The 24686-nt window shown below is 60.5% G+C and carries 18 protein-coding genes and 1 tRNA gene; 13 read left to right on the forward strand and 6 right to left on the reverse strand.

Annotation, left to right across the window (positions count from 1 at the left end; genetic code table 11):
- Positions 1 to 62: 62 nt before the first annotated feature.
- Entirely contained in the window at positions 63 to 293 is a 231-nt protein-coding gene (locus tag ACNA1V_RS10275; RefSeq protein WP_415833528.1) for a hypothetical protein, read from the reverse strand.
- Between the two features lie 149 nt (positions 294 to 442).
- On the opposite strand from ACNA1V_RS10275, the gene ACNA1V_RS10280 reads away from it, so the two are divergent.
- From ACNA1V_RS10280 to ACNA1V_RS10300, 5 genes are all read left to right on the forward strand, one after another.
- Entirely contained in the window at positions 443 to 4951 is a 4509-nt protein-coding gene (locus ACNA1V_RS10280) for a phosphodiester glycosidase family protein (RefSeq protein WP_415833529.1), read from the forward strand.
- Positions 4952 to 4961: 10 nt separating this feature from the next.
- On the forward strand, positions 4962 to 5744 hold the full coding sequence (locus tag ACNA1V_RS10285) for a hypothetical protein (protein ID WP_415833530.1): 783 nt from the start codon (positions 4962 to 4964) through the stop codon (positions 5742 to 5744).
- Between the two features lie 321 nt (positions 5745 to 6065).
- Positions 6066 to 6141, forward strand: a tRNA-Gly gene (locus tag ACNA1V_RS10290).
- A gap of 134 nt (positions 6142 to 6275) precedes the next feature.
- Entirely contained in the window at positions 6276 to 6893 is a 618-nt protein-coding gene (locus tag ACNA1V_RS10295; protein ID WP_415833531.1) for a hypothetical protein, read from the forward strand.
- A 222-nt stretch (positions 6894 to 7115) separates the two neighbouring features.
- Positions 7116 to 8132 (forward strand): mechanosensitive ion channel family protein, encoded by a 1017-nt coding sequence (locus tag ACNA1V_RS10300; RefSeq protein WP_415833532.1) that lies wholly within the window; start codon positions 7116 to 7118, stop codon positions 8130 to 8132.
- Between the two features lie 56 nt (positions 8133 to 8188).
- On the opposite strand, the gene ACNA1V_RS10305 is transcribed toward ACNA1V_RS10300, so the two are convergent.
- From ACNA1V_RS10305 to ACNA1V_RS10315, 3 genes are all read right to left on the reverse strand, one after another.
- A complete protein-coding gene (locus ACNA1V_RS10305; protein WP_415833533.1) occupies positions 8189 to 8359 on the reverse strand; it encodes a hypothetical protein in 171 nt (56 codons plus the stop codon).
- 161 nt (positions 8360 to 8520) lie between these two features.
- Positions 8521 to 9342, reverse strand: coding sequence for an IS3 family transposase (locus ACNA1V_RS10310; protein ID WP_415833534.1), 822 nt, complete (start codon positions 9340 to 9342; stop codon positions 8521 to 8523).
- Positions 9339 to 9653 carry a DUF1153 domain-containing protein gene (locus ACNA1V_RS10315; protein WP_127774636.1) on the reverse strand — a complete coding sequence of 105 codons (315 nt, stop codon included), beginning with the start codon at positions 9651 to 9653 and terminating at the stop codon, positions 9339 to 9341. The genes ACNA1V_RS10310 and ACNA1V_RS10315 overlap by 4 nt, the downstream gene beginning before the upstream one ends.
- Before the next feature lie 385 nt (positions 9654 to 10038).
- Between ACNA1V_RS10315 and ACNA1V_RS10320 the strand changes: the two genes are divergently transcribed.
- From ACNA1V_RS10320 to ACNA1V_RS10335, 4 genes are all read left to right on the forward strand, one after another.
- Complete coding sequence (locus ACNA1V_RS10320) at positions 10039 to 10266, forward strand: hypothetical protein (RefSeq protein ID WP_415833535.1); 228 nt, start codon at positions 10039 to 10041, stop codon at positions 10264 to 10266.
- Between the two features lie 730 nt (positions 10267 to 10996).
- Positions 10997 to 12120, forward strand: a protein-coding gene (locus ACNA1V_RS10325; protein WP_415833536.1) for an IS3 family transposase whose coding sequence is annotated in 2 segments (ribosomal slippage) — positions 10997 to 11255 and positions 11255 to 12120 — 1125 coding nt in all. Because the reading frame shifts where the segments join, the coding sequence is not laid out codon by codon here.
- A gap of 342 nt (positions 12121 to 12462) precedes the next feature.
- Positions 12463 to 15204 (forward strand): ATP-binding protein, encoded by a 2742-nt coding sequence (locus ACNA1V_RS10330; RefSeq protein WP_462937403.1) that lies wholly within the window; start codon positions 12463 to 12465, stop codon positions 15202 to 15204.
- A gap of 5 nt (positions 15205 to 15209) precedes the next feature.
- On the forward strand, positions 15210 to 15941 hold the full coding sequence (locus ACNA1V_RS10335) for a response regulator (protein ID WP_462937404.1): 732 nt from the start codon (positions 15210 to 15212) through the stop codon (positions 15939 to 15941).
- A gap of 22 nt (positions 15942 to 15963) precedes the next feature.
- On the opposite strand, the gene ACNA1V_RS10340 is transcribed toward ACNA1V_RS10335, so the two are convergent.
- The gene (locus ACNA1V_RS10340; RefSeq protein ID WP_415833537.1) at positions 15964 to 16134 is read right to left on the reverse strand and encodes a hypothetical protein; all 171 of its coding nucleotides are present in this window, start codon (positions 16132 to 16134) and stop codon (positions 15964 to 15966) included.
- 510 nt (positions 16135 to 16644) lie between these two features.
- On the opposite strand from ACNA1V_RS10340, the gene ACNA1V_RS10345 reads away from it, so the two are divergent.
- Together ACNA1V_RS10345 and ACNA1V_RS10350 are read left to right on the forward strand one after the other, a co-directional pair.
- On the forward strand, positions 16645 to 18435 hold the full coding sequence (locus ACNA1V_RS10345; RefSeq protein ID WP_415833538.1) for a sensor histidine kinase: 1791 nt from the start codon (positions 16645 to 16647) through the stop codon (positions 18433 to 18435).
- A gap of 238 nt (positions 18436 to 18673) precedes the next feature.
- The gene (locus ACNA1V_RS10350) at positions 18674 to 19354 is read left to right on the forward strand and encodes a response regulator (RefSeq protein ID WP_415833539.1); all 681 of its coding nucleotides are present in this window, start codon (positions 18674 to 18676) and stop codon (positions 19352 to 19354) included.
- A gap of 105 nt (positions 19355 to 19459) precedes the next feature.
- On the opposite strand, the gene ACNA1V_RS10355 is transcribed toward ACNA1V_RS10350, so the two are convergent.
- Positions 19460 to 21379, reverse strand: coding sequence for a bifunctional metallophosphatase/5'-nucleotidase (locus ACNA1V_RS10355; RefSeq protein WP_415833540.1), 1920 nt, complete (start codon positions 21377 to 21379; stop codon positions 19460 to 19462).
- Between the two features lie 306 nt (positions 21380 to 21685).
- Between ACNA1V_RS10355 and ggt the strand changes: the two genes are divergently transcribed.
- Together ggt and ACNA1V_RS10365 are read left to right on the forward strand one after the other, a co-directional pair.
- Positions 21686 to 23452 (forward strand): gamma-glutamyltransferase, encoded by a 1767-nt coding sequence (gene ggt, locus ACNA1V_RS10360; RefSeq protein ID WP_415833553.1) that lies wholly within the window; start codon positions 21686 to 21688, stop codon positions 23450 to 23452.
- Positions 23453 to 23721: 269 nt separating this feature from the next.
- Positions 23722 to 24675 carry a helix-turn-helix domain-containing protein gene (locus ACNA1V_RS10365; RefSeq protein WP_415833541.1) on the forward strand — a complete coding sequence of 318 codons (954 nt, stop codon included), beginning with the start codon at positions 23722 to 23724 and terminating at the stop codon, positions 24673 to 24675.
- Positions 24676 to 24686 lie beyond the last annotated feature (11 nt).

The raw sequence follows: 24686 nt of genomic DNA on the forward strand, positions 1-24686 counted from the left end.
CTAGTTAATTTTCCTATTAGATGTGCGTTTTTTATCATGAGTCCTTGGAGATTCAGGCGGCGTCAGGCTTGACGCCAGGCTGCCGCCGCGCGGTGGCGGCCCGCAAACCCAGCTGCGTCATGGCGCACGAACCCCACGATCACAAGAAATAGAACGGAAAGGGAAAGCCCGCTGCCGAGGTGTTGCGACAGGCCCGTGGCAACCGGGCCAGAACGGTCATTCTTCCTCAACAAAATTGCAATCTTGCGTCGGTAGCCTTTGCACATTTTTCCTGCCTGGGCATTCGTTGCCATGCCGTTTGCGGCTGGCCATGGCGCCGGTTGTGCATCTTGTGCCGTTTGCATCGGCCAAGCCGGTGCGCTGGCCGGCAGCCTTGCCCATTCCATTTCCTGCCCCTTCAAGGATCAGATCTATGTCGTGGTGTTCCCTAGCGGTCACAAGAATGTCTTGTGGCTCCCTGCTGCTTGGCGCATTGCTGGCCGGCTGTGGTAACGACAAGGAGACCGTCTATAACGATAAGACGGTTGAACATGTCGTCGATGGCTCGACAGGCGAGCAGTTCGCCAGCAATATCATCGAGCCGCCGGCCGATGCCGCCAGCCAGTTCCAGGCGCCCGAGGCTCCCCTCGTTGAAGGCACTACCAGCAAGGAGCAGGTGCCTACCGTCATCAGCGATTTGCAGCAGTACAAAGTCAATGATTCGCTGCGTATCATCGAAGGCAAGCTGAATCACACCTACAACGAAGCGCTGATCGTCGCCGACTTCAAGCTGGGCGACGGCCTGTCGCTGGAGCCGCTGGAGCGGTCGCGGGGCCAGTTTTCGATGGAACGCACGACCCAGTCGGCCGACAGGGCCATCGACCGGGGTCGCAATATCATTCTGGCGGTCAATGCCGACCCCTACGATATGGTCAATGGCTGGAACATGGGCCTGACCAAGATAGACGGCGTGACCTATACCGGTTTCAGCGACCGTGTCGAAGAAGTCGTGGTGGTCGATGAAGATGGCCGTGTCGATATCCTGGCGGCAAACCAGGTGCCGGATTTCAAGCTGCGCCTGTACGTTGGCGGCAAGCTCGCCAGTGAAGTCGGCAGCGTGTACCGCTACGATGCCTCGCAACAGAAGAACGCCGCCTATGTGCGCGGCAGTTCGGAAGTGGCGGTGTATGTGGCGGAAAACTACCGGGGCCCGGTCAACCTTCAGGGTAAAACCGGCGTGCTGGTGCGCCCACAGGCCAATGGCGTGACGGTGCTGGCGCAGCCGGACGGCAGCAGCAGCGTCCAGTTCGTGCCCTTTTCAGGCCAGGCCGTGAGCATCGTGCAGGATGAAGTGGCCTATGTGATCCCCGCCGGCCACGCGCTGATCGTCGGGGCCGAGATTCCGGCCAGCAGCACGGTCGAAGTTCGCTACGAAACCGATAATGCCGATTGGGCGAAGGTGCGCTATGCCGTCGGTGCCGGCTTTGGCCGCGGTTTGCTGGTGGATAACGGTGAACTGGCCGGCGATGCCGATGAAGGCGAGATCAGCAGCCGTACCGGGTTTGGCATACGGGCTGACGGCAGCGCCTTTTTCCTGGTGGCCGACAAGCCGGTGGGTTCCACCGGCGACGGCATTACCCGTACCAAGCTGGCACAGCTGATGCGTGCCTATGGTGCGGTCAAGGCCATCAATTTCGATGGCGGCGGCTCTTCCACGCTGGTGGGCCGCTTTCCCGGCGACCGCTACACGCACTTGCTGAATCAGCCTTCGGATGGCTCGGAACGTTCGGTCGCGACCAAATGGGCGCTGGTGCTGGACCCTGACAAGGCTCGCTATGAGGACAGCGTGATGCTGCATCCGCGCGAGCTGACCTTGCTGGCAGGCTCGACCTTCCGGCGTTTCCGTGGTGTCGGTTTCGACGCCAGGCAATGGGAGCGCGACGGGATTCAGGTGGAGTACGGCATCAGCGACGCGGATCTGGGCCTGATCGACAAAGTGACTGGCGCATTCAAGGCCGGCGGCCAGCAGGCGGAAGGCTATGTCGTGGCGCGTGCGGGCGACAAGAAGGGCGTCGCCCGCGTCAATGTGGTGTCCAGCATCGACAGCATTGCTTTCCCGCGCAGCGTCTATACGCTGGATAGCGGCGCCACGCTGGCGCTCAAGCCCGTACTGACCAGTGGCGGCCGTGCCGTCAGCTATGAAAGCGGAGTGCTGAAATACACGGTGGACAATGCGGCGGACTGTGCCATCAATGCCTCGACGGGCGTCCTGACGGCAGGCGCAGTGCAGGGCCGCAGCTGCCAGGTCACGGTCAGCTATGGCGATCAGTCCACCACGGTCAAGGTCGATATCGGCGTACCGCCAGTCATCGTGGATGACTTCGAAGGCGATGTGAGCATGTATGCCGGCAGTGGTGCGCGCCACAAGTCCGTGAAACTGGCGCGAGTCAGCGACCCGGTGTTCGCTGGCGAGTATTCCATGCGCCTGTCTTGGGAAACCGATCCCAAGTCGCCGGGCACCTTTGGCGCCTACGTGACCGATCCGGGCAAGGTCAAGACGCTGCCGGGCTACCCCAAGTACCTGGGCGTGAATGTCTATATTCCGGATGAACTGGCCGGCAAGGTCTGGTGGGTGCGCGGCCTGTTGGTGGACGCTGACAACAAGCAGATCACCATCAACTACAACAATGATGGCGAAGGGCTGCCCGACCGTGGCTGGAATTTCATGATGGCGGAAATTCCCGAGGGCTACCGCGAACCGCTGCGTTTTTCCCAGCCTTTCCGTTTCCTGGTGCTGAAAACGGCCGAGCGCATAGATTCCCATGTGCTGCTGGATAATTTCACCGCCGTCTATAGCGATAACACCGACCTGCAGGGCCCTGGCGTGGTGGTCACACCGGCCAGCGGCGCAACGGTGGACAGCCATTCGCCCAGGATCAGCCTGCAACTGGCGGATGCTTCGGGTGTGGATTTCAACAACTTCGAACTGAAGCTCGACGGTCAGGACATCAGCGCCAAGACCAGCAGCAACGGCACGGACCGCCTGGAATACCAGGCCTCCGGCCTGTCCGACGGCTGGCATCGCCTGGACTACCGTGTCCATGACATCAATGGCAACGTGTCCGCTGGCGACCTGATGTTCAATGTCGTGACCGGTGCGCCGCGTATCCATATCGAAAGCAGCAACGTGGAGTTCTATCCGGGCGGCACCTTCGACCTGCCTATCCGCGTGGTCGGCGGGAAGAATTTCAGCGAAATGGTGCTGCACCTGAGCTACGACGCCACCAAAACCAGCCTGGAGCTGTTGCCTGCCGACCTTGCGCCCAGCCAGGTCAGCACCGGTAGCGGCACCTTGAACGCCACGTTCAATGGCTTCAAGGAAAACACGCAAACCATCGCTACCTTGCGCCTGAAGGTCAAGGACTATATCCAGAATACGGATATTTCGGTGACGGCTGCCGCGGAAGTCGATGGCAAGACCTGGTATCACCCGGTCATCCGCAAGCCGGTGGGCGGGCGCTATACGCTGATGACCCATTGGGGCGTGGGCGGGCAGGCGACCGAACTGCTGGTGGTGGGCGCCGACGGCAAGCCGGCGCGTGGCGTGACGATCGAATCGCTGGTTTACAACAGCGCCAATGATACGGTCACGGAAGTACGCGTCCTCGGTGTTACCGATGAGCATGGCATGCTGCGGGTGCAACTGCCAGCAGGCACGAAATCGCAAGACCTGATTTTCCGGGTCTATGACAGTGTGGGTTCTTCGCTGATGACCAAGGTGCAGGCGTTGGTGGAACGCCTGGATGCCACGCCGCGCCATGTCTATCTGACGCCTGCCGCGAACCCGTCCGAACTGAACGTGACCTGGTACACCGCGCTGGGCAGCCAGGCGTCGGTCGTGCGTTATGGCGATACCGAAGCGCTGTCGCAGAGCGCTACCGGAAGCTCCGAGATCCTGCCGTTCTTCTACGGCACGGAATCGGGCGCCGTGCGCGTGCACCATGCGAAGCTGACCGGTCTCAAGCCGGGCAAGACGTATCACTACAGCGTGGGTGACGGCGTGGGCAGCATGAGCCCCGTCTATACCGTGCTGACGGATAACGGCGACGACCAGGTGGACATCGTGCTGTTTGGCGATACGCAAACGGCGGCCAATGAAAATATTTTCGATGGCAATGGCCTGGTGCGCGACCTGTACAAGAAGATGATGGCCCAGTTGCCCGGCAGCGAATTGATCCTGCATGTCGGTGATTTCACCGACGACCTGAGTGACTATCGCCTGGTTCGCCTGTTCTTCGATGCGCTGGAAGGGGAAGGGGCGCTGGCGTCCAAGGTGTTCGTGCCAACGCAGGGCAACCACGAAGTCATCAACGAAGGGGCAAGCAAGTTCGCATCCATGTTCCGGCTGCCGATGGCGGCAGGCAGCAGTGCCGCACCTTTCGACAGCGCCAATTACAGCTTTGACTATGGCAATGCGCATATTGCCGTGGTCAGTACGGAAATGCTGGACGAAGCGGATTGGCTCAAGATGACGCAGTGGCTGGAAGCCGACATGAAGGCCAGCGCCAAGACCTGGAAGATACTGATGCTGCATCGTCCGCCGTACAACGGCAACCCGGCATCGGGTAATGGCCGCTCGGCCCGGTACATCCCGCCGGTGGTCGATGCGGCCGGGATAGACCTGGTGATCAGCGGCCATGACCACATGTATTCGCGCTCGGTGCCGCTCGCGGGCGGCGTGCCGCGCCTGGGCGGGGCTACCTATCTGATCGCAGGGTCGGATTCGGCCAAGTACTACGACAACGATGGCAACGGCATTGCCCGCGTGGCGGACGTGCTGTTCGATGACAACGTCAATACCTACACCACGCTGTCCATCCGTGGCGACCGCATGCATGTGCTGACCAAGACGCTGGCGGGGCAGGTGGTCGATGACGTCATCCTGCAACCCCGCGCCACGGTGGCGCGTTGAAGGAATGAAGATGATGAACAATCAATGGATCAAGCGCCTGATCGTTGCGGCAGCACTGCCGCTGGCGGCCTGCGGCGGCACGGATACCGTGGTCGAGGACCGGGAAGTTTCGGTTGAAACCATGCCGGTGAATGGCGATACCCTGGGTTTCTGGATCATGCAGACGGAAACCTGCACGGATGGCGCCGCCGCCATCTGCATCAACGACAACTCGCCCTACAGCAATGACCTGGTGTTGCAGGACGCCAGCCTGCAGCCGGTAGCCGAACGCTATATGGAACGCGGCAACAGCGATATTGGCGGCAAGATCATCCAGATCAATGCCGACGGCGAGGCCGTGCCTGCGCAGTTGCGCACGCCCGAGGATTCGCTGTTCGCCGCGACCCCCATCGGCGAAGTCTTCGCTATCCACCTGCGCTTCAAGCCGGCGGCGGGCGAGGCCCTGCAAACCCTCATGTCCTTGGGAACGGGCGTGTTCAACGTGGAAACGGGCAGTGCCAGTGTGGTGGTGCAGTTCCCGGCGCAGGGCAAGCGCCTGTTGTTGCCGCTGGACGGCCCGGAGCGTTGGAACGAGTTGTATGTTGCTTCGGACGGGCAGAACGTCAGCCTGCAGCTTAATTGCGAGAATGGCCCCGGCTTTGGCAAGACGGCAGGCGCACCGATGCTTGCACGAGCAGCCAGCGAATTGATGCTGGGCGCGCGCCCGACGGTGCCGGCCAGCGAGCACTTCAGCGGGCAGGTGGATATGTTGCGCGTCTCCCGGGTGAACGAAGCCAATCTGTTCTGCCAGTAGGCCGGGCAGGGCGGGCCCCCGCGCATTGCTTGCGCGGGGGGCTGGCAGCACAGCGGCGGGTAATACAGTGGCTGTGCCGCCCAGCCGGCAACACCGGGCGGCATCCCCGTGCTGCCAGAGGGGCGCGCCTGAGCTTGAGGTTGGGTTTTAGCTGGGGTCTGGTTATGGCCCTCAATGACGGTTTGTTGTTTTTATGTGACGGTTTGCCTGGGGTCGGTGACGAAAATAGTGCTGCTAAGCAGAAAATTTCAGAAAGGCTTGCCAACATCCGAAAAGGCAGGTTATTATTTATTTCTCGTCGCAGCGCAAGCAAGACGAAATGCGGGAGTAGCTCAGTTGGTAGAGCGCAACCTTGCCAAGGTTGAGGTCGCGAGTTCGAGACTCGTCTCCCGCTCCAGATTATAAAAAGGCCCAAACTTCGGTTTGGGCCTTTTTGCTTGTGTGTCGTCACCCAGGCAGCATGAAGCCACGGTTGCCGGGGCGGCCGCTGGCCTGTTTGCCGAGGTGCCGGCCCAATCGTGAAAGGACGCGATGGACATCATATTGATCCTGTTGGTGGTTGCCCTGGTGGGGCAGCTGCTGCGTGCGCGCTATCAGCGCGCGCATATTGTGTTGCTGGGCAGCCATCTGGCCAATTTGCAGCTGGAACGGCACATGGAAACCCTGACGCAAGGGTATGCCCGCGCAATTCACGAGGCTTCCGAAGTCCGTCAGCAGCAGATTCTCGAGACGTTCGCCCAAACGGAACGTGCGGTGGCCGCGCAGGCGCAGACACTGGCGCAGTCCATGAAGCAGGAAAGCCGCCTGGCGACAGCCATGGGCACCTTCGCGGTATGCGTTCCTTACCTGGAGCGCCTGTTGCCTGGCGCGACACGGGATTTCCGCGCATTGCTGGAAATTCATGCGGCAGGGTTCCGCTATGTCGTGGAAAACAGCGCCGGCTGGGAGCCTAAGCAGCGCGCCTACCATATGTCAGCCGAACTGTATCTGTTTCAGCATAGTTGTCATTGGTTCTGCAAGTCCCGTCTGGTCGCCGATGCGCGTTTGCAGGTGCGCCATCAGGTGAACCGTCAGAAAGTGCTGGATTCCGTGTCTCCCGTGACTCGCTCGGCGTACCTGCGCTGGTTGAGCGGCGGCGAGACCCGCTGAGTGCCCGAGGGGCTGGCCTGGCTGCCCGCGCCGGGCGCCAGGATGCCGACCAGGCCCCCTGCGCCCCTCAATCTCTCGGGCCGCCCGGCCCGGGCCGGGCGTGTCGCCAGTGATGGCGGAACGTCTGCGACAGACCGCGCCTGCGCCATACCGCCTACTCTTATAATCTTTGCTGCTTAAGGCTGGCCGCATGCAATTGCGGCCGCGCAACAAGGAGAAGGTGTGGACGATCACGATTTATTGATCAAGTATCTGATCGGCGCAGGGGTGCTGGCGGCCTGTCTGCTGGCGGCCATCATTATTGCAATGGTTGAACGCCGGAAGCGGAACTGGTCACACAGCATCATTGTGCATGTGGTACAGGTGATCGTGCTGTTCTCGGCAGTGGCGGTGGCACGCCAGTACGCTTACATGGCCATTGATGATTATCGGATCACCTGGCTGACGCCACGCATGGTGGATTTGGCATGCGTGCTGGTGGTGGCCTGGGTGCTGATGCGCCAGTTGTCGCTGCTGATCAACCGGCTGGAGAGAAACCAGGTCAACAAAGGCAGTGATCCAACCTCGGCACGCATGATTGCCCGGGTCATGAAATTCGTTGTGTTTCTCGCGATCCTGCTGTTCTTTGGCGAGCACTTCGGGTTGAGCATGTCCGGTTTGCTGGCGTTTGGCGGTATCGGCGGCATTGCCATCGGCATGGCCGGCAAGGATATCCTGAGCAACGTCTTTTCCGGCACGATGCTGTACTTTGACCGCCAATTCAACATCGGTGACTGGATCAGCTCCCCGGACAGGAGTATCGAAGGTACGGTGGTCGAGATCGGCTGGCGCCTGACCAAGATCATGACCTTCGATAATCGGCCGCTGTATGTGCCCAATTCCTTGTTCTCGTCGATCAGCGTGGAAAACCCTGGGCGCATGACGAACCGGCGCATCAATGTGGAAATCGGGTTGCGCTATGAGGATGCGGGAAAAATACGTGTGATCGTGGAAGACATCCGCAAAATGCTGATGCAGGATGCCAATATCGACCAGACCCAGACCATGCTGGTCTATTTCAATGCGTTTGCCGATTCGTCCCTGAACATCATGGTCTATTGTTTTACCAAGACGACGAAGTGGGCCGCCTGGCTGGACGCGCAGCAGGACGTCTATCTAAAGATCATTGATATCGTGCAGCAGCATGGTGCCGACTTCGCCTTCCCGACGCAAACGCTGTACGTGGAAAAGGACAGCTGAGCGGGGGCGGCACAAGGACAGAGCGTGGGGACGCCAGCTGCGTCCCGCTCTTATCCTTAGTCCGCGCGGGGTGTCTTGCTGCCGGACAGGCCTGCAAGGTCAGTCAGGGACTGACGGCTGGCCTCATCGTCCCGTTTCTTTTTAGGGCGATTGATCCAGTACAGAGGGGCAGTGAACAGCACTGCAACAATAAGAATAAAGGTAATGTCCTGAAGTATTTGAGGCATGACTGAAATCCACGGGCTTCTGGCGGGCATACGATAGCCTTTCCCTCTCGGCCGGGTCGTAAATTCGGCGTAAATTCCTGTGCTGTGACTAGGGTTGATAGGGGTTTTCCCCTATGCTTGCTCTCTGCTTCAGTGTAATGACCCAGCAGAACCTGCTCAACTTATGCGGCTAAAGCGTAGGCTTGAGCCGGGGTTTTCATCTTCAGCGCCTGGTGAGGCCGTTGATGGTTATAAAAGCGTATCCAGTCACCAATCACGCGGCTGGCATGCTGCAGGGTTTCGAAGCGGTGGCGATGTGCACATTGCTCTTTCAGCGTACGGATCACGCGTTCGACCATGCCATTCTGCTGTGGACAGTGTGGCGTGATGAACTCCTGACGCAGGCCATAGCTGCGCACCAACGCGGTGTAGTCACGAGACGTAAAAACGAGCCCGTTGTCTGACCGAAGCAGGAACGGCACCGGCACTCGTCCCAGCGTACCGAACCGGGCGAGCAAGGCGTGTTCCAGGGCACTGCCCGCCGTGCAGGCCTTGCCGCTGCGCGACAGATGCCAGCCCAGCAACTCGCGGGTATGGCAGTCGATGACCAGCGCCAACGTGGCCCAGCCGTCCCGGCCTGCCCAGATACGGCACAGGTCTGTAGACCAACGTTCGTTCGGCGTTGTGGCCGCTGAAGGCAATGCCTGGATCCGTGGCCTGAAGCCAATCGGACGCTTGCGCACCCGCCAGCCCTTGATCTGAAAGATGCGCTGGACGGTGTTCTTGTTGAACCCCAGCAGCCAGGCCACCGTCCGGTACCCAAACGACGGCGACTCCTCAATCATTGCTTTGATCGGTTCGACATACTTGGGATCGACCTTCGGTGCCGACTTCACCGGTCGGTAATACACCGTTCGACGCGGCACACCAAACCAGCGGCAGAGCTTTGACACCGACACCTCGAAACCCTCAGCAGCCAGGCCCTGCTGCACGCGAAGGATCATTTCCCTTCCTCGTCCAACAGGGCTTGCAGCTTTTTTCGGGCACGCAACTCCAACATCGCTTCGCCGTACGCCTCCTGCAGATCTTTCAGCTGGCGCTCGTACTGTTCCTTGATGTCCAACGGGTTGGCACGCAAGGCGTTCTCCATCCCCCGCTTGGCATCATCGACCCACTGTTCGACCTCAGACGGCGACAGATCGTACTGTCGGCTCGCTTCTGAAACCGTCGTTTTTCCTTGGATGATGTCCAATACCAACGCGCTTTTACGCTTGGCCGTCCAGCGTTTGATGTCTTCTTCCATCGTCTTGCTCATGTCTTCTTTCCTCGATTATGACCTGAGCAGGTTTTTACTGGGTCATTACATCAGTCGCTGTGGGTGCCTGTCTGGTGGTGAGCAGCGGGGTATCGGCCTTGCCCGCATGCCTGTTTTTCTGTCGCCACCCTGGCGTGGCGGTGTTTGGTGCCTCGAATCACGAATTTGAAAAACTTCCTTAAAAATCAATTGCATATGTTTTAGCAGAAAATTTTCTGGAAGATTTTTGTCAAACCTGTGACCTGCCGCTTCACCCTTGGCTGTTGCCGACCCTGCTAGCCTCACATGGTTGGAAGGACACGACGAAGCGGTCCAGAGTAGCCATTGAAAGACTGGCAGGCACCCTCACATAGAGAACTGCGAATGAACCTCATAGGAGAAAAAAATGGGCAAGAAATTCACTTATCAAGGCAAAGAATTTGAAATCAGGCAGGGGGTCATCGGTGATGACCATTGTGTAAGGGTCTATCAAGGTGACAAGCAAGTCAGCCCCACATACTCAGTCAGCAAAGAAATTGAAAGTGACTACCACGCCCAAACAGGCAAGAGCATGGTGGACGAGCTAGAGAAAACAGCACAATCAGATATAAATCGAGGTCTTTATATCTCGTAAAAAAGAAGCAGGCTAGTCATTGAGACTAGCCTTTTTTCTTTTCGTTAGATTCGGCACCACCCGGTGTCTAACAGCATACCTCTTGATATTCTTTCGGATTTTCATATAGGTATACTGCCATTTACAAAAATAATCATATTTGATCTTTTGAAATTGTCAAGAATCCGAATTCAATTGATTGCTCTTGTTGGTGGAACAAGGGCATTTTTTATGCCCCGGAAAAATAGGTTGAAGTGTTATATGTCAACGGGTAGCAAGAGTAATCAAGCGACTAAAAAGCCCCGTGCCTCAGTATCGGTCAATCTAGGAAGAAGTCAGGAAGGTAGAAGAATGCTTGTTCATGGTTGCACCATACAGCGACGAACAAATGCAGAAATTGAGTGATTAGGGCATTAATAGCAACCATGAAGAACCATGTGGCCCACACAACAAGCAATCTCCACCGCCTGAAAGTCTTCAGTCAGTCATTTGTGTGACGAAAATAGCATGGCTCATTAAAGTGAGTCGTTTGGCAAATTACAGCGATGCGGCATAAGGTAAGTCCGAACGGTAGTAGGTGAGAAGCTACCACAACAGCCAAACGAATGAGCCCAATAGCACAAATGTCTAAGCCCTTGGACTTGGGAGATTCTTTCAAAGCTACTGGCGGCAGGTTATTCATACTGACCTGTCCCGGCTTTTTCGATCCAAGGTAACTTGAGACAATGGCCTCCACGATAGCGAGAGGCATATGAAGAAGACGCGATATAGCGATGAGCAGATCGTCCGGATCCTGCGGGAAACAGGCAAGGACACGGTGGCCGAGGTAGCCAAGCGCCACGGCGTGAGTGAGGCGACGATCTACATCTGGCGCAAGAAATACGGCAGCATGGAGACCGACGAGGTCAAACGCCTGAAGGGACTGGAGGCTGAGAATGCGCGCCTGCGCAAGCTGTTGGTCGATCGTGATCTTGAGATTGAGGTCATGAAGGAGATCAACGCAAAAAAATGGTAGGCGCACAGGCCCGATTAGCTCAAGCGCGGTACGCTATTTTCCGTGGCGTATGCCAGCGCCGGGCTTGTGCGCTGATGGATGTTTCCCGTTCCGGTTTGTATTACACGCTGAGGATGCCGACGAAGGATGAACCAGTGGTTCAGGCCATGCAACGGCTGTCAGGACAATACCCGCGTTTCGGGGCGCGGCGTATTCGCGTGTTTCTGGGTCGGGAAGGCATCCAGGTAGGCAAGGAGCGCTGCGCTCGTTTGTGGTGTGAGGCAGGGCTGCAAGTGCCTGCCAAGCGCAAACGGCGCAAGGCAGTGGCCAGTTCACAGCCCAGGCCGTGCCTGCCGACGAGCAGAAACAGCGTCTGGTGCTACGACTTCGTGTTCGATGCTTGCGCCAATGGGCAGACACTGAAATGCCTGACGGTGGTCGATGAGTACACACGAGAATGCCTGGCGATAGACGTCGCTGGCAGCATCCGGGCCCAGCGCGTTATCGAGGTACTGAGCTGTCTGGTCAGTCTGCGTGGTGCGCCACGCTACCTGCGCAGTGATAATGGCCCTGAGTTCGTCAGTACGCAATTGCTGCAATGGGCTGTGGACGAGAATCTGGAAACGGTGCTGATCGAGCCTGGCAAGCCATGGCAGAACGGCACCAATGAAAGCTTCAACGGTAAGTTCCGGGACGAATGCTTGTCCATGGAATGGTTCAGAAACCGGCTGGAAGCTAGGGTAATCATCGAGGACTGGCGCTGCCACTACAATGAGGTTCGGCCCCATTCCAGCCTGAATTACCTGACCCCACGGCAGTTCGTGGGTAACCTGAGCAATGATTTAACAACCCTGGCCAGCGTCTCTAATTCCCGTTGGTAGGAAATTCCCGGGCAGATTAGTGGTCTTTGGCAAATTTCTGCCAAATTTTTGCACGAAATCAGCCGTTTTGTCAAATCTTAGAAAGCAGCTGTAATGGAAAAAATCATTGAAAATCAACAAGATATAAAACTTGAAACGATCACTTTAGGGGGGGCTTCTGGTGCAGCGAGGCAGCCGCGTCAGGCAGGATGCGGTCTGGCGGAGACGCGCAGATGCTGAATTTATGCAGAGTTTATGAAGCCCGCAGGCAGATGAGGGATACTGCACGGTGACGGTTGGCAGGAATGCATGGGCAGGAATGCGAGATGGCCAGGCAGGCCAAAGCCATTTGAGGATGAGGACATGATGGGAGCCGGACAGTCTAGCCAGGCGGATGCCATTCTGGGCGACGTCCGGCAGCAGAAGGCGGGGCGTTTGACAGTTTTCCTGGGGGCTGCGCCGGGCGTCGGTAAGACCTACGCCATGTTGACGCGTGCGCAGGAGCTGCTGCGCCAGGGGGTCGATGTCGTGATCGGTGTGGTACAGACCCACGGCCGGCAGGAAACCCAGGCCTTGGCCGTCGGTGTGCCGCGCATGCCGCGCCGCCAACCGCAGTTTCCCGGTGCGGCGCCGGAAGAAATGGATCTGGATGGCATTCTGGCGCGCAAGCCTGCGATCGTGCTGGTCGATGAGCTGGCGCACCGGAATGCGGCCGGCAGCCGGCACGAGCGGCGCTGGCAGGATGTCGAAGAGCTGCTGGATGCGGGGATAGATGTCTATACCACCATGAATATCCAGCATCTGGAAAGCGTCAATGACCTGGTGTTCCAGATCACGGGCGTGCGCGTCACGGAAACCGTGCCCGATGCGCTGTTCGAGCGCTTGCGTGATATCCGCCTGGTGGATTTGCCCGCACGGGAACTGATAGAGCGCTTGAAGCAAGGCAAGGTGTATCTGCCCGAGCAGGCCAGTCAGACGCTGCGCGCCTTTTTTTCGCCCTCTAACCTGACGGCCTTGCGTGAGCTGGCGATGCAGACCGTCGCCGAGCATGTGGATGCGGACCTGCGCGAAGCCCGTGCCGCGCGCGGCTTGCAGGGGATTCCGATCCAGCGCCACGTGATGATTGCCATTGATGGCCTGGGTGAATCCGAGTACCTGGTGCGTGCCGGTGCGCGTATCGCCGAGCGGCGCGGCGCGCCGTGGTCGGTGGTGACGGTAGATACCGGCAGTTCGGCCGAGGCCACCCGGCCGGCCCGCCGGAGCGGTCTGCGCAGTTTCCGGCCCGATCGCGCCGCCAGGCTGGAGCAGCGGCGGCAGATGGAGCTGGACCGGGCTTTTGCGCTGGCGCGGGCGCTGGGCGGTGAGACGGAAGTGCTGCACAACACGGACATCACCCAGGCGCTGCTGGATGCCGGTGCGGCCAGGGGAGCCAAATCCATTGTGATCGGCCGCACGCGTGAGCGGCCGATTGCGCGCATGTTCAACCGTACCCTGACGCAACAGCTGCTGCGGCGCGGCGCGCATTATGAACTGACGATTGTGAGTACGCCGGAGGTGCGCAAGCGTTTGCCACGCTGGCCGGATGTCGGGGGCGAGTGGCTGGCGCGCGGTGAACCCATGTTTGTCCTGCAGGCGAGCCTGGTGGCGACCGTCATGGCCGCACTGGCCGACATGCTGCTGGGCCTGCAGGATCTGTCCATGGTGTATCTGGTGGCGGTCATGCTGGTGGCATCGCGCACACGCATGGTCGCCGCTGTGATGACGGCAGCCTTGTGCTTTTTGTCCTACGACTTCTTTTTTATCGAGCCGCGCTTTACGCCCATGATCAGCGCGCCGCGCGGGGTGGCGACGGTATTGCTGTTTCTGGCTGCCGCGCTGATCGCGGGCCGCCTGGCGTCCCGGCTGCGCATGCAGGTCATCGCCTTGCGGGCGGCCAATACCCATGCGGCGGCCATGCAGGATCTCGGGCGGCGATTGTCCAAGGCGGCGGATCTGGGCCAGGTGATGAGCGCCGGCGCGGCAGCCCTGCATGCGGCCCTGCGTGCCGAAACCTGGATGCGCATCGGGGGCGAGACGGCCTCGCCGCTGCCGCCATCGGCCGGCGTGAACAGTCGCGAGCTGGCGGCTGCCGATTGGACGCAGCAGCACGGCCAGGCCAGCGGCCGTTTCACGGATACCTTGTCGGGGTCCTCCTGGTGGTTTCTGCCGGTGCGGTCGGATCAGGATACGCTGGGCGTGGTCGGTCTGCGCTTTCCGGCAGATACGGGGCGCTTGTCCTTTGAGCAGCGGCGGCTGGCGGAAAGCATGGTGGACGATATCGCCGAGGCGGCGCTGCGCACCCGGCTGGTGGCGGAACTGGAGGCGGCGCGGGTCACGGGCGAGACGGAGCGCCTGCGTTCCGCCTTGTTGTCATCCGTTTCCCATGATTTGCGCTCGCCGCTGTCGTCCATGATCGGTTCGGCTGACAGCCTGGCGCGCTATGGCAAGGATATGAGCGAAGAAGACCAGCGCAGCTTGCTGGAGACCATTCATGTGGAAGGCGAACGGCTGGACCGTTATATCCAGAATCTGCTGGACATGACGCGGCTGGGGCAGCAAGGCCTGAAGCTGACGCGGGACTGGATAGGCATAGACGAACTGGTCGGCTCGGCATCGCGCCGGTTGCAGCGCTATGAACCGCAGGTGCGGGTGGCGCATGACATTCCTGCGGATCTGGCGCCGATTCACGTGCATCCGGCGCTGGTGGAGCAGGCCTTGTTCAATGTCATGGAAAACGCGGCAAAATTTTCCCCGCCCGGCGAGCCGATTCTGGTCAAGGTGCGTCCGGCCCAAGACGGCCAGTTGCAGATTGATGTTTCCGACCGCGGCCCCGGGATACCCGAAGAGGAACGGCGGCGGATTTTCGATATGTTCTACAGTGTGGAACGGGGAGACCGGGGCCGCCATGGTACCGGTCTGGGCCTGACTATCGTCCAGGGCATCGTGGGTGCGCACATGGGCAGTGTTGTGGCCTTGCCGGGCGAGGATGGCAAGGGAACCTGCGTGCGCATGACCCTGCCCTGGGGGGATGCGCCCGTCCTGGAGAATGACGAAGAGGATAAGTGACAGCCGTGATAAGCCAAACCGATACGACTGCCGCCACGCAGGCGGCCAGGGTGCTGATCATTGATGATGAGCCGCAGATCCGCAAGTTCATAGATATCAGCCTGCGCTCCCAGGGCTATGCCACCCTGCTGGCAGAAACCGGCCAGCAGGGCCTGAGCCTGCTGGCTGGCCAGGGGGCGGACATCATCATCCTGGATCTGGGCCTGCCGGACATGGATGGCAGCGAGGTGCTGGCAGACTTGCGGCAATGGTCGCAGGTGCCGGTCATCGTGCTGACCGTACGTTCCGGGGAGCAGGAAAAAGTCGATCTGCTGGATCTGGGCGCCAACGATTATGTGACCAAGCCGTTTGGCGTGGACGAGCTGATGGCGCGTATTCGCGTGCTGCTGCGCATGGCAGGCGGCCGCAGCGAAGCCAGTCCGGTCTTTGATGACGGACAGTTGCGGGTGGATCTGGCCTTGCGCGAAGTCACGCTGGCCGGCGAGCCGGTCGCATTGACGCGCAAGGAGTTCACCCTGCTATCGTTGTTGTTGCGCCAGCCGGGCAGGCTGGTCACGCAAACCCAGTTGCTGCGTGAAGTGTGGGGACCGACCCACGAAGAAGATGCGCACTATTTGCGGATTCTGGTGGGAAAGCTGCGCCACAAGCTGGGGGATGACGCCTCTGCGCCGCGCTATATCGTGACCGAGCCGGGGGTGGGTCTGCGTTTTCTGTCCAGGGACAAAGGCCTGGTGTGACCCAGGCCTTGGTGAGCATGCCTTATGTGACGCTGCGCGCCGTGCGGCGCTTGTCGCTGTGACAGGAGTCAGGCAGGCGGGTGCTGGCCGCACCGCCCGAGGCGCGGGAAGCCATCCAGATAACCGCCATGATGAGCGAGTACATGAAGGCCATGGCCAGGATCAGGAGCAGGGGAAATTCAAATGAGTCCATGATGGTTGGACCATCTCTGATAAGAAATGTGATGCCTCCAGTGTAGTTTTCCTGGCAGACCCGCTGTGTAAATTGTGCATAAATTCAGCAGTTTCCCTGGTGGAGCCTCTGGCATCAGGAAAAGGGCGCAGGCTGCGGGCCCGTGGGGGAACGGCATAACAATGCGTAAATTGCCGATTGACCGGTATGATTGGTCGCAATTTCCTGACATTCCGGTTTTTTCTTGATGTTCTGTCCTGTTTTTGGTGCGTGTCCCTGTGCTGGCGCCTGCGGCATCTGCCGCCTTGGCCGCGCAAGACACGTTTGTGACCCTCGCCGCTGGCGGGTAGCATGCTGACGGGGTGCTTCCCGTGCCGCCTGGTTGCCAGCTGGCTGCGGCTATGCCGGAGCCAGCTGGGCAGGCTGGCGGCCTGGCTGTCATGGTTCTGGCTGGCCGCTGTATTTGCCTGCGTCCCGGCATGGGCAGATACCCCTGTGGACGTTTGCGCTCCGGAAATAGTCGGTGTCCAGGTGGCGCTATCTCCCGATGGCAGCCGTCCCGAAACCGGCTGGCAGGAAACCGTCTTGCCGGATCGCTGGGCCAAGCGCTGGCCGGAGTATGTGGGTTCGGTCTGGTACCGGATTGACTGGGTGCGCGGATGTGAGGGCAAGGTGGTGCCACCGGCGCCGGTCGGGTTGGCACTGGACTGGGTCGGCCTGGCGGGCATCGTGTATATCAATGATGACTTGTTGTGGCGTGACCGCAGCCTTTCCGAGCCTTATTCGCGCAGCTGGAACATGCCGCGCTTCTGGCGTCTGCCGGAATCCAGTCTGCGTGATGGCGTCAACACGCTGTGGATAGGCGCGCACGGGCTGGCCTCACAGGGCGGCGGGTTGGGCCGGGTCCATCTGGGCGAGCCTGAAACCTGGGAAAGCTGGCAGCAAGCGAAGGTCTGGCACCAGCGCACCATGTTTGTCATCAACCTGACCATTTCCGCCGTGCTGGGCTGCCTGTTCTTCTGCATATGGCTGCATGATCGCTCCCAGCATGCCAGCGGCTGGTACGTGCTGACAACGTTCTTCTGGATCCTGTTCGCCAGCAACATGCTGCTCACCGAGCCTTGGCCGTTCGTGGGGACAGTATTGACCCTGCGCATCAATGTCATGGCCTGCATACTGTATCTGGCATGCTATTGCATGTTCAGCTGGAGTTTCTGCCGGCTGCACATGCGGCGGACGGGCTGGGTGCTGATGGCAGGGCAGGCCCTGATGGCCTTTTCCATGTTGCTGGTGCCCAGCGCCTGGCTGGGAACGGCGATAGCCTGGGCGTTCCTGACAGCGGCCATGATTTTCTGTTTCAACACCTTGTTTCTGTTGGTCCATGGCGTGCTCAAGCGCGATATTGAACCGGTGATCCTGGCCGGCAGCACCTTGCTATGTATCGGGATCAGTATCCATGATTTCCTGTTGATGGCGGAGCGTATCCAGTCGCAGTCTCTGTTGGCCTATACCAGCCTGCTGGTGATGGTGACGATTGCAACCTTGCTGGCGCGCCGGATTGCCGACAATATGCGCCGCATTGCGCAGTTTAACGAGGAGTTGGGCCGTACCGTCACCCAGGCTTGCGACGATTTGAGCGCGACGCTGGCGCGTGAGCATGCGCTGGCGCTGGATAATTCGGTGCTGCAGGAGCGCCTGCAGATTGCGCGCGATCTGCACGATAGCCTGGGCGGCTCGCTGGTGCGCTCGATCGCGGTCGTAGAACAGGCCCGGGCCCCGGTGGACAATACCCGTTTCCTGTCGATGTTGAAGTTGCTGCGCAATGATCTGAGGCAGGTGATAGATAACAGCGCGCATGTTGAATCAGCGGGCGTGGCCTCACCGCAAGCCCTGATGGCCCCTCTGCGCCACCGATTCGTGAACCTGTTTGAAGAGCTGGGGATCGAGTCGGAGTGGCGTATCCCGACGGAATGGCGGACAGTACCCAGCGCCCGGGTGTGCCTGGCGCTGACCCGGCTGCTTGAAGAGGCCTTGGCCAATGTGATCAAACATAGCCGTGCCCGCCGCGCGGTGATTACACTGGAGTTGCCTGAGCCGGATGTGTTGGTCCTGCGCATTGAGGACGACGGGGTGGGGTTCGATGTGGAGGCGGTGCAAAGTGCCGGGCTCAGCGTGGGCATGCGTTCGATGTGTGCCCGGATGGAGCGGATCGGGGGCAATCTGGTGGTCAATTCAAGGCGTGGCCATACGCTGCTGGAGGCGCGTTTGCATTTGCAGGCCGCCGGAGCGGTGGAAGGCGTGGGGCAGCCGGCTGCGAACTAACCGGTTCAGGCGATGCGGACCAGGCTTGAGCTTGCGTACTATAAGTGTGACACGCTGCAGATCGTTCGCGGCAGTGATGCCTGGTACTGCTTGAAGACTGCCTGGTGTTGCCTGGTGTTGCCGTCAGGCGGCCGATGATTCACAGGGGGCTGCTGCCCTGGCCTTGCCTGGCAGTCACGGCATGATTTTGCAGGCCTCTGCAAACATTTATCGTTCGATAGGCGCAAACGTTCAATTCATGCACGATACTCTTTTGCCTGTACCGGTTCTGATCGTTGAAGACGAGCCTTTTATCCGTACCCGCCTGGCTTCCATCCTGGCGCAGCTGGGCTATGACGCTGCGGCGGTGCATGGCGCTGCTACCCTGACGGATGCCCGTCGCTTGTTGCAGCAGTACGCTTATGCGCTGGCGCTGGTGGATCTGGGCCTGCCGGATGGCAATGGCATCGACCTGATCGGTGAGTTGCGCACCAGGGACGCGGACATGGGGATTCTCGTGATTTCCGCCTGGAGCACGGAAGATGCGATTTTGGCCGCCTTGCGCGCGGGGGCGACAGGCTATGTCCTGAAAGAGCGGGATGACCTGGAAGTCATGCTGTCGATACGCAGCGTACTGCGGGGCGGCGCGCCGATTGATCCTTTCATTGCCCGCCGCGTGATTGATCAGCTGGGGGGCAAGCCTGCACCGGCGGCGGCCGGGCAGGCGGCCGGTGTGGCGGCGATGGATGCGCTCAGCGCCCGCGAACATGAAATCCTGTCGCGGGTGGCCGATGGCCTGACGAACCGGGAAATCGCAGACATGCTCTGCATCTCCCGCTATACCGTTGATTGCCACGTCAAGAATATCTATCACAAGCTGGCGGTGTCCTCCCGGGTACGTGCCGTGAACGAGGCACGCACGCGTGGCTTGTTGCCCTGAGGCCGCCAGGCCATAAAGTTTGTAAAGCGTAAAAGAAACAGCGCGCCATCTTTGCTGATGGCGCGCTGTTTTCAGCTTGCTTGATGTAGCGGTTTTACAGTGGGTTTACGGGGAGGTGAAACCTTGCGTGCTGTAGAAAGCGTCGTTTACCGGGCGCAGGATGGGCAGTCCGGTCGCGCCGTCTTTCTCGGTGCGGGTATCTATCCATTCCTGGAAGGCGTCGGCATCCAGTACGCCAACATCCAGGCGGCGTGAATCCGGCAGATTGCCCAGGGTGGCGTAGCCGTCGCCGCCTTGGGCGACGAAGCTCAGCAGGAACAGCGTGTAATCCTGGCGTTGCAGATCCAGGGCCTGCCATTGCTGGGTACTGCGATTGAACACTTCCAGCTTGCTGACCCGCTGTCCCTTGGGCTGCTTGGCATCCACATGCCAGCGCAGGCCGCCGGCATACGGGTAGGGGCCGGAGGACGGCTTATCGTTGAACACCATGTCCATGGCGTCTTCCAGCGTGTCCTTGACCTCCTGGCCGCTGACGGTCATTTTCCATAGCATGTTGGCAAAGGGCAGCACTTCGATGACGTTCGCTGCTGTGACGTTGCCCTTCAGCGGCACACGCACGCCGCCGCCATTTTGCAGCGCGATATCAGCGCCGCCATAGTTGCTGTTGGCAATGTCGTAATAGGCTTGCGCCACCAGTTGCTGGATATCGCCGCCGCGGGCGCTGACGGCGGTCTGGCCGTTGGCGCAGGAGGCTGAGCGCGAGTAGTCGATGGAGCCGGGGCCGCCGGGTACCCGGCGCGAGCACAGTTCCTGCGGAACGATGGCGACTTGCTTGGCCTTGAATTTGTCCACTTCGGCCTTGAACGGCGCCAGGGTAGAGACGGCTTTCTGGTCTTCGGCGGCGACATACAGGATGCCGCTTTCCTTGATGTCGGCCTGGAAGGCACTGGCTTCGGCCGTGGTGGCGGCGCGCTGGCTGCTGCCATCCTTCACCTGGAAGCTGTCGCCGATCAGCACGCGCGGCGTTCCCTCACAGTTCTCGACCTTGCCGTTGGCATCGAAGTTCACGGTCAATTCGCCAACGACCTGCGAGTATTCCCAGGCGTGCACCACGCAAACCGTGTTGCCATCCTTGTCCTTGACGCGGGTCGGGTAGTCATAGCCCTGGCTGATATCGGCGTCGAGATAGCGGGACAGCTTGTCCTTGGGTCCCAGCAGCGTGTGCGAGTCGCCGCCGACGATGACATCCACGCCTTTGAGCTTGCTGGCGACTTCCAGATCGTAGGTGTAGCCGATGTGGCTCAACATGACGATTTTGTTCACGCCCTGGGATTGCAGGCGGTCGATTTCACGTTGGGCCGCGACGACTTCATCTTCGAATTCAGTGTCGGCGTTCGGGCTAGAGGATTGCTTGGTCTTGCTGGCGATCGTCAGGCCGACCAGGCCGATGCTCTGGCCGTCGCGCTGGATGACCGTGGACGGCGAGACTTTGTTGCTGCCCTTGAGCGGGGAGCTATTGCCGAACTGGACGTTGGCGGACAGTACCGGAGTTTTGCAGCTGCCGCTGTGCAGTTCGTCGATAAAGGTTTCCAGGCCGGCATCGCCCTTGTCGAATTCATGGTTGCCGATGGCCATGGCATCGAAACACACGGTGTTCATCAGCGCGGCGTCGGCAGCGCCCAGGCTGCCGGCACGGTTGAAATACAGGGTGCCGGTCAGGGCATCGCCAGCATGCAGCTTGAGGACATTATCGTGCCCGGCAGCGAGCTGCTGGAAGGCCGTGGTCACTCGCGGGAAGCCGGCGGAAGGCACAGTGACATCCACCACTGTCCCGTCAGGATTTTTCAGTTTGACGGTACGGCTTTCGCTGTCCAGGTGGGAGTGATGGTCATTGATATGCAGGATGGTCAGTGCCAGCGGCGCAGACGGTTCCTGCGTATCGGAGTCGTTGTTGTCGCTGCCGCAGGCGCTGAGCAGGCCCGCCAGCATCATGGCCAATGCCGATGCGCGCAAAGGAAAATTCATCGAAGGCACCCTGTTCCTTGGAAGTTCGGAGCCGACAGTCTGGCGCAGTGGCATGACAGGGATTTGACGGCCATGCGGATGATGCCTGACAGGCTTCAGGGCGCGGGTGGGGGCCGGTGGCAGCAGGTGGTCTCAGGTGAAATGGCCTATTTATCTGTATTTTTCGCTGCGTAATTTAGCTTAATGCATCATTTTGGTGTTTTTTCGCAGAACGCGGTCTGGGGGATGCGTGATATCGTGGCAGGCTCTGGACTCACGACTGCTGCCCGTCCGCGGCGCGGCCCTGCCATGCGTTTCACCCCTGCCATGCGTTTCACATTTCCTACCCTCCGTTTGCGTCTGTTGCCGGGTTGGTGCCTGCTGGCCGGCGCATTGCTTGCCTGGCCGGCTGCTGCCAAGCTGGAAGCCCCCGACCTGAATCCCGAAGCGGCGACCGGACAGGTCAGCAAGACGCTGGTGCAGGCCGATCATTTCATGGCGGCCACGGCCAATCCTTTGGCGACGCAGGCGGCCTATCGCATTCTGGCGCGCGGCGGTAGCGCTGCGGATGCCGCCATTGCCGCGCAATTGGTGCTGACGCTGGTGGAACCGCAGTCGTCCGGGCTGGGGGGCGGCGCGTTCCTGATGTATCACGATGCCGGGCAAGGCCGGCTCCATGCCTATGATGGCCGGGAAACGGCGCCAGCAGCAGCGCGGCCGGAGCGCTTCATGGCGGGCGAGCGAGCTTTGCCCATGTCGCAGGCGGTCAATAGCGGCCTGTCAGTCGGCACGCCGGGCTTGGTGCGTTTGCTGGAAACCATGCACCAGGCGCATGGTGAATTGCCCTGGGCGGAATTGTTCGAGCCCGCAATTGAACTGGCCGAGCAGGGCTTTGCCGTTTCTCCCCGCTTGCATGCCTTGATTGCGGAAAACCAGGCATTGCGGGCGCAGCCCGAGGCGGCCGCTTATTTCCTCGATCCCGAAGGTACGCCCTGGCCGGTCGGGCATATTCTTAAGAACCCAAGGCTGGCGCAGGTGCTGCGCCTGCTGGCCAGCCAGGGTGCCGATGCCTTCTACCATGGCAGCATCGCGCGCGATATCGTGGCCGCCGTGCAGGAGCACCCCATACCGGGTGATCTGGCGTTTGATGACCTGGCCAGCTATCAGGTGGTGGAGCGTGAACCGCTGTGCGGCATGTACCGGATTTATCGGCTGTGCGGAATGCCGCCGCCCAGTTCCGGCACACTGGCCATCCTGCAAATGATCAAGGTGCTGGAACCCTATGGCATGAGGCAACTGGCGCCGATGAGCCTGGAAGCCGTGCATCTCTTTTCCGAAGCGGGTCGGCTGGCCTATGCCGACCGCGACTTCTATGTTGCTGACCCGGCATTTGCCGAGGTGCCGCTGGCCGGGTTGCTGGATCCGGGGTATCTGGATGACCGTAGCGCCTTGATAGACCCGGAATATTCCATGGGTATGGCAGAGCCGGGGCGGCCGCCCGGCCTGAGGCGCGAACCGGGGCAGGATCAGGCGCCGGACTTGCCATCTACCAGCCATATCGTGGTGGTGGATGCGCAAGGCAATGCGCTTTCCATGACGAGCAGCATTGAGCAGGCCTTTGGCAGCAAGATTTTCGTGCGCGGTTTTTTGCTCAATAATCAGCTGACGGATTTCTCTTTGCAGCCCGATGATGCCTATGGCCGGCCGGTGGCCAACCGGCTGGAAGCAGGCAAGCGGCCGCGCAGCAGCATGTCGCCGATGGTGGTCTATCGCAATGATCAGCCATACATGGTGCTGGGGTCGCCGGGCGGCAGCGCCATCATCAACTATGTGGCCAAGGTATTGGTGGGCGTGCTGGATTGGAAGCTGGACATCCAGCAGGCGATTTCATTGCCCAATATGGGCAGCCGGAACCGCCAGACCGAACTGGAGGCCGGTACGGCGCTGGAAAACCTCGCTGAACCCTTGCGCCTGATGGGGCATGAAATCAATCTGTTGCCGTTTCCCAGCGGGCTCAACGGCATTGTCATGGATGAACGCGGTTTGAGTGGCGGCACAGACCCGCGCCGGGAAGGCCTGGTACTGGGGGATTGAGGGGCGTTGGCGCACAGGTGGCAATGGGTTGCCTGCCGTGCCTGGACATGGCGTGCGCGAGGGGGCGCGAGGGGGCTAGGAGGCGATAGCGGACGCGGCAGGCTGCGGTATTGCCCGGCCTGGCGCGGTATCAGCCGCCAACCGGTGCCGGCAAGCCTCGCGCCGGGCCGATGGCGCCGGCCAGCATGTCGTGTTCCCTGCTGCGCCAGGATTAAATATAATCGTTCTCATTAATTGGCATCACGGCACAGCCAGGGTGGTCTGTGGATATGACGGACAGGCGCAGCATCGGCATTGGCGGCAGCGCATTCGCGTTGCAACAGCCGCATCACGGATGGCGCGAGCTGCGGCCCGGCCTGACCTTGCAATGCGGCGTGGATACCCACGCCGAGGCGTGCGAGGGCGAAGCCATCATTGATGATCATATCCGGATCGTGCTGGTGCTCGAAGGCGCACTGGATTTGCGTTATGACTCGCGCCAGCTGCAACTGCAGGCGGTGGCAGGGCGCAGCAGCGCCGGCGGCAGGACAGGAAGCGCTGCGGTCGTTACCATGCAGGAGCCTGTGCATCTGCGCCGGGTGGTGCGCCGGGGCGATGCCTCCCGCCGCATCAGCATCGGCGTGGCACGTACCTGGTTGCAGGAGGCGCAAGGCGAAGCGGGCGGCCAGCCGGTACCGGGCGGCCTGGCCCGCCACCTGGACACCGTGCAATGGGCGATATCGCCGCGTACCTGCGCCCTGGCGGAACAGCTGCTCAATCCGCCGCGATTGCAACCCTATCTGCTTGGCCTGTACCAGGAAAGCCGCACCATCGAATTGATTGCCGAAGCGCTGGGCCATGTGCATGGCGGCCTTCAGGCAGGCAGCCGGAGCAGCCTGCCGCCACAAAGCGGAAGTTTGTCCGGCCTGGCGCTGCGGCGCATGGCCGAACTCAAGGCCTGGCTGCAGGCGCATGCCGCCGAACCGCTCAACCTGGAGCAGATTGCCCGGCAAATGCACACCACGCCCAGCACGCTGCAGCGCCATTTCAGGCTGGCCTACGGCACCACCGTGTTCGATTTCCTGCAAAAGGAAAGATTGGGGCAGGCCCGGCTGGCGCTGATGCATGAGGGCATTAGTGTGGAGCAGGCGGCGGCCCTGGCCGGGTACGCCAATGCGACCGGCTTTGCCACGGCGTTCCGGCGTTGCTTCGGCTTGTCTCCCAGCCAGGTGCGGGCACGCTGACCAGCCAGTTT

It is taken from the genome of Kerstersia similis (genome assembly GCF_965139615.1).
Lineage (GTDB): Bacteria > Pseudomonadota > Gammaproteobacteria > Burkholderiales > Burkholderiaceae_B > Kerstersia > Kerstersia similis.